At 67.2% G+C, this 7,008-nt stretch carries 8 protein-coding genes and 1 tRNA gene; 6 read left to right on the forward strand and 3 right to left on the reverse strand.

The window, feature by feature from the left end:
- Window positions 1-158: 158 nt before the first annotated feature.
- The gene (locus E0E39_RS04245) at window positions 159-740 is read right to left on the reverse strand and encodes a TetR/AcrR family transcriptional regulator (RefSeq protein ID WP_130873633.1); all 582 of its coding nucleotides are present in this window, start codon (window positions 738-740) and stop codon (window positions 159-161) included.
- Window positions 741-813: 73 nt separating this feature from the next.
- Here E0E39_RS04245 and E0E39_RS04250 point away from each other — a divergent pair, with 73 nt between their 5' ends.
- Window positions 814-2,349 (forward strand): MFS transporter, encoded by a 1,536-nt coding sequence (locus E0E39_RS04250; protein WP_061788395.1) that lies wholly within the window; start codon window positions 814-816, stop codon window positions 2,347-2,349.
- A gap of 26 nt (window positions 2,350-2,375) precedes the next feature.
- On the forward strand, window positions 2,376-2,582 hold the full coding sequence (locus E0E39_RS04255; RefSeq protein WP_041696537.1) for a hypothetical protein: 207 nt from the start codon (window positions 2,376-2,378) through the stop codon (window positions 2,580-2,582).
- A 44-nt stretch (window positions 2,583-2,626) separates the two neighbouring features.
- Here E0E39_RS04255 and E0E39_RS04260 read toward each other — a convergent pair.
- Both E0E39_RS04260 and E0E39_RS04265 read right to left on the reverse strand, forming a co-directional pair.
- A tRNA-Leu gene (locus E0E39_RS04260) sits at window positions 2,627-2,712 on the reverse strand.
- Between the two features lie 80 nt (window positions 2,713-2,792).
- Window positions 2,793-3,761 carry an aldo/keto reductase gene (locus E0E39_RS04265; protein ID WP_130873634.1) on the reverse strand — a complete coding sequence of 323 codons (969 nt, stop codon included), beginning with the start codon at window positions 3,759-3,761 and terminating at the stop codon, window positions 2,793-2,795.
- A gap of 156 nt (window positions 3,762-3,917) precedes the next feature.
- Between E0E39_RS04265 and E0E39_RS04270 the strand changes: the two genes are divergently transcribed.
- The 4 genes from E0E39_RS04270 to hisG all read left to right on the forward strand — a co-directional run bounded on the left by E0E39_RS04270 (window position 3,918) and on the right by hisG (window position 6,890).
- A complete protein-coding gene (locus E0E39_RS04270; protein ID WP_130873635.1) occupies window positions 3,918-4,430 on the forward strand; it encodes a DUF3090 domain-containing protein in 513 nt (170 codons plus the stop codon).
- Between the two features lie 67 nt (window positions 4,431-4,497).
- Entirely contained in the window at window positions 4,498-5,745 is a 1,248-nt protein-coding gene (gene mshC, locus E0E39_RS04275; protein ID WP_130873636.1) for a cysteine--1-D-myo-inosityl 2-amino-2-deoxy-alpha-D-glucopyranoside ligase, read from the forward strand.
- Entirely contained in the window at window positions 5,720-6,028 is a 309-nt protein-coding gene (locus E0E39_RS04280) for a phosphoribosyl-ATP diphosphatase (RefSeq protein ID WP_281275567.1), read from the forward strand. Before mshC ends, E0E39_RS04280 begins: the two co-directional genes overlap by 26 nt.
- Window positions 6,029-6,044: 16 nt before the next feature.
- A complete protein-coding gene (gene hisG, locus E0E39_RS04285) occupies window positions 6,045-6,890 on the forward strand; it encodes an ATP phosphoribosyltransferase (RefSeq protein WP_130873638.1) in 846 nt (281 codons plus the stop codon).
- Window positions 6,891-7,008 lie beyond the last annotated feature (118 nt).

Consider the following 7,008-nt stretch of genomic DNA (forward strand, 5'->3'; position numbering starts at 1 on the left):
GGTGAGCGGTTTCGCAGGCTCGTTCCTCGGGGGCTCGCGGCTCCTTCCTGCGTCACCGCCGGCATCGGTGGCCTGACACCCAGCGGTGGTTTCCCGAACTGGAGAGCCTGCTGCGCGCGGAGCGCGGGCATCCCCGACCCGATGGCCGGCGGGATCGTTCACCGTTCGCGGGTGGCCGGGTGCCAGGCGCGCTGGGTGGCCCGGGCGACGGCGTCGAAGTCGTCATCGGAGCCCGCGATCACGCCTGCGACCTCGAGAGCGGTGTAGCCGTGCACGGTTGACCACAGTGACAACACGACCTGTTCCAGAGGACCTGAGAGCGCGCCCTTGTCCATTGCCCTCCTGACGCGATCCTCGACGGGAACCGCGCGGCCCGCCGCCCCAGCGACCGCCTTCTGGCTCGGGGTGATCCGTTCCACCAGGACGAGGAACTGGTTTCTGTTCTCAAGGGCCCAGCGTCTGTAGGCGCGGGCCAGCTCCAGGAGGTCCTCGATCGGGTCCTCGCGCATCGGGGCGTCGGCCTGGGTCCGGTTGAACTCCTCCAGGACCCGCAGGTAGACCGCATCCAGCAGCGCCGCACGACTGCCGAAGAGCTGGTAGACCGCGCTGGTCGAGGTGCCGGCATCCGCGGCAAGGGTGCGCAGGGAGAGACCCTCGGTGCCGGTACGGGCGATCGTGTCGGTCGCGATGCCGAGCAGCTGCTCGCGCAGATGGTCGTCGTGGGGCCGCGGTCTTGGCATGTGAAAAGGGTAACGACGAATATGCTATAACAGCGTTATATAACATCGTTACACAATGTTGGAGGTAGACAGGGTGACCGAGGAACAGAACCAGAACCCGCCAGGCGGGGCCCCGGAAGAAGCTGTTGTCGCGTCGCCCAGACGCTGGTGGATCCTGGTCGCCCTGTCGTTGGCGACGATAATCATCCAGTTCGACCAGTCCGGAATGACGCTGGCACTGCCGCACATCCAGGCGGAGCTCGGGGCCACCACCCAGCAGCTGCAGTGGGTGATGGACGCCTACTCGCTGGCCCTGGCCTCGGTGGTGCTCACCGCGGGGGCGGTCTCGGACCGTTACGGGCGCCGTAAGGTGTTCCTGCTCGGGATCGCGGTGCTCGCGGCGGGTTCCCTGATCGGGGCGCTCGCTCCTGACGCGAATGTCGTCATCGCTGGCCGGGCCCTCATGGGTGTCGGCGGTGCGATGTTCATGCCCGGCACCCTCTCGATCATCACCCATGTCTTCGACCGCGTCACCCGCCCGACCGCGATCGGTATCTGGGGTGCCGTGACATCCCTCGGGGTGATCGTCGGGCCGCTGATCTCCGGTGCCGTGCTGCAGATCTGGCACTGGCGCGGCATCTTCGTCCTGAACGTGGTGATGGCTGCTATCGCCTTCACGGGAGCGGCGGCGCTGGTTCCGGAATCGCGCGACCCGCACCCGCGTCGCCTGGACATCCTCGGGGCCGTTCTCGCCGGTGCCGGGTTACTCGGCGTCATCTACGCCGTCATCCACTCCTCCTCCGACGGCGTCACCAGTCCCGTGGTGCTGGCCGCGGCGGGCGTCGGGGCCGCGGCGCTGGTGCTGTTCTGGCTGCATTCGACCAGGGGAGAGGTGAGCATGTTCGACCTCGGGGTGGCGAGGAACCCGGCGTTTCTGGGGGCGGCCCTTGCCGCGGCGGTAACCATGTTCACGATGGCAGGCCTGCTGTTCATGATCACCCAGCAGTTCCAGCTCGTCGATGGCTTCGGGGTGCTTCTGGCCGGGGTCGCGGTGTTGCCAATGGCAGGTGGTGCCTTGGTCGCATCCCTGCTGGTCCCGCTGCTCGTGAAACGTCTCGAGGTGCGTACCGTCGTCCTGCTCGGCCTGGCGCTGATGGGTGCGGCCGCCGCCGCGTACGGCCTGGCGCAGCCCATCCGCGGCTACCTGCCGTCCCTGATCGTCCTGATCCTGCTCGGTATGGGCAACGGGGGCGTGATGGTCGTGTCCAACGACCTGCTCATGTCGTCGGGTCCCAAGAGCAGATCCGGGTTGATCTCCTCCATGAACGACACGGTCCAGGAGGTTGGAACCGCCCTCGGGATCGCTGTGCTGGGGGCCGTGTTGGCGAGCCAGTATGCCGAATCCCTTCGTCGTTCGATGCCCGGGGTGGCTGATGGCTCATTCACCGCAACCCTTTCCGACGCAGGGACGGATTCCTCGGTGCGGGAGGCGGCGTTGGCGGCTTTCGGGGACGCGTCCCGGATGGCGGGGCTGACGGCGGCCGGGGTCGTGGTGCTGGCCGTCATGGTGATCGCCTTCACTCTCAGAAAAGTGGTGGCTGCGAAGTCCGGAGAGGACGAGGAGGACTGAGTCCTTGAGCGACTAACCTGCTCCTCATGGCTCTGATTCACAACGATTGCCGAGGCTTGTGCGATTGGCATGCCGCCGGGGAGCTCCACGACGGGTTGCCGTTGTTCCGGTGCAACGGGTGTCGTTCGGAATGGACCCCGGCCGAACGCTGGACCCCGATCAACGCCGACGGCGAGATGTCGGAGGGGGTACTGGCCGCGAGGGCCATGCCCAAGGTTCGCAGGGACCGGTGAACGAAAAAGCCCGCTCGACTCTGCGAACGGGCTCAATCAAAAAGTGTCCGAGAGAGGACTTGAACCTCCACGCCCTGAAACGGGCACTAGCACCTCAAGCTAGCGCGTCTACCTATTCCGCCACCCGGACCCGGGTCACCCCCACATCAGTGGGCGCGACGAGAAACGATAGCAGGCGGCCGGAGGGGATCGCAACCGAGATCGCCGGGTTCAGTCGGTGATCCGGAACTGGTTCGGGCCGCCGGAGATGTCGTCGAGGGCGGCGACGATGGGTGGTACCAGCTGCTTGGTCTCGGCCTCGAGGAGTTCAGCCAGGTGATCCGGGGTTCTGGGGCCGACCAGGGCGCTCGCCACCTGTGGGGCGTCACGAACCCACATCAACGCCACCTGCGCCGGCGTGAGCGCCAGTCCGTCGGCGGCCTTGGCGACGGCGTCGATCACGGCCCGGCTCCGGGGCTGGAGGTACGGCTCCAGGAACCAGCCGAAATGCTCGGAGGCGGCCCGTGAATCCTTAGGGATGCCCCGGCGGTAGCGGCCCGTCAATGCGCCCCGGCCCATCGCCGACCACGCCAGCAGACCGAGGGTGTGGTACTGCGCCGCGCCGATCACCTCCACCTCGGCGCGACGTGCCAGCAGTGAGTACTCCACCTGCACCGAGGCCAGCTTCGTACGTCCCGCCATCGCCTCCTGCCAGGTGGCGGCCGTGGCGGTCTGCCATCCGACGAAGTTGCTCACCCCGACGTAGCGGGCCAGTCCGCGCGAGACTGCGGAGTCGAGAGCCGACAGGGTCTCCTCGACGGGGGCCTCCCCCCAGGCGTGCACCTGCCACAGGTCGACGTGGTCCGTGCGGAGCCTGCGCAGCGATCCCTCGAGGTCGCTCAGCAGCGCCGCGCGGGAGGTGTCGATGATTCTTTTCCCGTTTCGGATGATGAAACCGGCCTTGGTGGCGATGACCAGGGAGTCGCGCGGGATCCCCGTGGCCAACAGCTTTCCGATCATCTGCTCGGCGACTCCGCCGCCGTAGGCGGGGGCCGTGTCGATCAGGTTCCCACCACCCTCGACGAAGTCGTGGACAAGTTCGCGAACCACCGGCCACTCGACGTCCCTACCCCAGGCCATCGTTCCCAGGCCGATCCTGGAGACGTGCAGCCCAGATCCGCCGAGTGCCCGATATTCCATTCGGGCAGTCTAGGTCGCGGTTTCCCCGGGATGCTTGAAGCACGCCGGTGAGCGAGGGAGCTGCGGTGACCACGGCGGGACCCCGGCCCGGGATTCCCGGACCACCCCGAGCCCCTGGTGCAAGCAGGTTCACATCCCCGTAGTGTGGGGTGAGTGATGTACGAATTTCCTCACCCCGACCGCGTGGTCGTCGGTGCCCTCGGTCCTGTCGGGGAACGGAGCTTCGTCATCCAGATCCGTCAGGGGGAACACATGGTCGCCGTCGGCGTCCAGAGGGAGGCTGCACTGTCCATTGCCCGCCGCATCGACTCCCTGTTGCGGGAGGCGACGGCTCTCGGGTGGTTGGGCGACCCCCCGGAGGTCGAGCCCGAGCTCGGTCCGTTGGATGCCCCCGTTGACGTGCTGTTCAACGTCGGGGCCATCGGGTGGGCCCTCGACACCAGGAGGGGAGCCATCCAGCTCGAGTTCTACCCCGACGATCAGGACGTGCAGGGGATGGCCGGCCTGGTTCAGGTGTGGCTGTACCCCGGGGTGGCCAGGCAGTTCGCCGCGCGCGCCCGGATCATCGTCGCGACCGCCGACCCCAGCTGCCCGTTCTGCTCCCAGCCGGTGCACGCCGCCGGGCACATCTGCCCCCGCAGCAACGGGTACCGCGCACCGCTGTTCTGACCCGGCACTCCGCCGATTCCGGTGTTGATTTCCGGGAGGGGCGCCGAAAGGCAGTAGTTTTGTGGCCATGTATTCGTGGGCCCCAGTCGAGATACCCAGCATCCCGCCGTCGCAGGACGTGCCCAAGCAGCTCAGGCTGTACGACTCCTCCTCCGCCCGCACCATTCCCGTCGGACCCGTGGAGGGTACGGCCCGGATGTACGTGTGCGGAATCACTCCTTATGACGCCACACACCTGGGTCACGCCAACACCTACCTCACCTTCGATCTGGTGAATCGTGTCTGGCGGGACCTCGGCCTGGACGTCAACTACGTCCAGAACGTCACGGATGTGGATGATCCGCTGCTGGAACGCGCCGCCGCAACGGGGCAGGACTGGGAGGAACTGGCCGAGGACCAGACCGAGCTGTTCCGCTCCGACATGACCGCGCTGCGGGTCATCCCGCCCGACCGCTACGTCGGGGCGGTTGAATCGATTCCGTGCGTGGTGGAACTGATCGAGAAGCTGCTGCCCACCGGGCTGGTCTATCAGGTGGAGGATCCGGATCACCCGGACTGGTACTTCAATGCTGCGAGTGCTCCCGGTTTCGGGGAGGTCAGTCACTACGACGAGGAACGCATGCTCAAGATCTTCGCCGAGCGCGGCGGGGATCCCGATCGCCCCGGTAAACGCCATCCGTTGGACTGCCTGCTGTGGCGGTTCGCGCGCTCCGGGGAACCCAGCTGGACCTCGGCACTCGGTGATGGGCGGCCCGGCTGGCACATCGAGTGCACCGCCATCTCCCTGCACCATCTCGGTCCCTGCTTCGATCTGCAGGGTGGGGGAACCGACCTGGTCTTCCCGCATCACGAGATGTGTGCCGCAGAGGCGCAGGCCGTGACGGGAGCGCCGATGGCCAGCGCTTACGTCCACTCCGGAATGGTTGGGCTCGGTGGGCGGAAGATGAGCAAGTCGAGGGGCAACCTGGAACTGGTGAGCAGGCTCAGGCAGCGCGGGGCCGATCCCATGGCGATCCGGCTGGCGCTGCTCGGCCAGCACTACCGCAGCGACTGGGAGTGGAGCCCGCAACTGCTGGAACGCGCCACGCGACGTCTCGGTGTGTGGCGTTCCCTCCGTGACTTCCGGGCCACCCGGCCCACGGAAGAGATCGTCGCCGAGGTCCGGCGTGCCCTGCGCAACGACCTGGATGCCCCGCTGGCGCTCGACATCATCGATGAATGGGCAACGGCGAGCATCGAATCCGGGGGGGAGGAAACCGACGGGTACGACAGGGTCGCGGCCGCGGTGGATGCGCTGCTCGGGGTCAAGCTGTGACCCACTAGGGTGTCGGTTCGTGAAGTCCTTTGAACAGCTCTTCGAACAGCTCCGCGAAACCGCCCGGACCCGACCGGAGGGGTCGTCGACCGTGGCCCGTCTGGATGCGGGAGTGCATCACATCGGCAAGAAGGTGGTGGAGGAGGCGGCCGAGGTGTGGATGGCCGCCGAGCACGAGACCAGGGACGCCGCGGCGCTGGAGATCAGTCAACTGCTGTACCACCTCCAGGTGATGATGATTGCGCTGGACCTGGACCTGAAGGACGTGTACCGGCACCTGTGAGCCGGGGGAGTTGAAGATGCTGAAGATCGCCGTACCCAACAAGGGTTCCCTGGCCGAAACGGCCACCACCATGCTCCGGGCCGCCGGATACCGGCAACGTACCGACCCCAAGGACCTGACCCTGGTGGACTCCGCCCACGATGTCGAGTTCTACTACCTGCGTCCCCGCGACATCGCGGTGTACGTGGGGGAGGGACACCTCGATGTCGGGATCACCGGCCGAGACATGCTCCTCGACTCGGGTGCCCGCGCCACGGAGATCCTCCCCCTCGGTTTCGGTGCCAGTCGGTTCCGGTTCGCCGCGCCGTCCGACCGGCCCCACGACATCGCGGAGCTGGCGGGCAGACGCATCGCGACCTCCTACCCCGGGCTACTGGGGCGCTGGCTGGAGGAACGAGGCATCGAAGCAACCCTCGTGAAGCTCGACGGTGCCGTGGAATCCGCCATCAGGTTGGGGGTGGCCGACGTGGTGGCCGATGTCGTCGACACCGGGACCACCCTCCGCAGAGCCGGGCTCCAGGTCTTCGGAGAGCCCATCTGCACTTCCGAGGCGATCCTCATTCGACGTGACGAGGAAGTCGAGCCGGAGGGGCTGGCGTCGCTGAGAACCCGGCTCGAATCGGTGCTGGTCGCCCAGAACTATCTGATGATGGACTACAACGTTGCGGAGACGAACCTTGAAGGCACCACGGCCCTGGCCTCCGGGGTCAACGGTCCGACGGTCTCCCGCCTGGCGGAGCCCGGCTGGATGGCGGTGCGGGTTCTCGTGCCCCGGCGCGGCGCACACCTGCTGATGGATCGGCTGTTCGAGGCCGGGGCTCGTGGCATCATCCTGACCGAACTCAGCGCGGTCAGGCTCTGAACCGGGGCGGTCGATCAGACTATGCCCCGTTTCTTCAGGAGCGCCTCGATCTCGTCGAGATCATCATCGCCCGCGCCGGCGGCACCCTTCCGGGGGGTGGCAGCGGGCTGTGCGCCCG

The sequence above is a fragment of the [Pseudopropionibacterium] massiliense genome, assembly GCF_900607225.1.
GTDB lineage: Bacteria > Actinomycetota > Actinomycetes > Propionibacteriales > Propionibacteriaceae > Arachnia > Arachnia massiliensis.

Bases quoted from the DNA above. Each gene is read 5' to 3' on its own strand.
- E0E39_RS04245 (WP_130873633.1), bottom strand. From the start codon at position 740: ATGCCAAGACCGCGGCCCCACGACGACCATCTGCGCGAGCAGCTGCTC.
- E0E39_RS04255 (WP_041696537.1), top strand. From the start codon at position 2,376: ATGGCTCTGATTCACAACGATTGCCGAGGCTTGTGCGATTGGCATGCC.
- E0E39_RS04265 (WP_130873634.1), bottom strand. From the start codon at position 3,761: ATGGAATATCGGGCACTCGGCGGATCTGGGCTGCACGTCTCCAGGATC.
- E0E39_RS04270 (WP_130873635.1), top strand. From the start codon at position 3,918: ATGTACGAATTTCCTCACCCCGACCGCGTGGTCGTCGGTGCCCTCGGT.
- mshC (WP_130873636.1), top strand. From the start codon at position 4,498: ATGTATTCGTGGGCCCCAGTCGAGATACCCAGCATCCCGCCGTCGCAG.
- E0E39_RS04280 (WP_281275567.1), top strand. From the start codon at position 5,720: ATGCGCTGCTCGGGGTCAAGCTGTGACCCACTAGGGTGTCGGTTCGTG.
- hisG (WP_130873638.1), top strand. From the start codon at position 6,045: ATGCTGAAGATCGCCGTACCCAACAAGGGTTCCCTGGCCGAAACGGCC.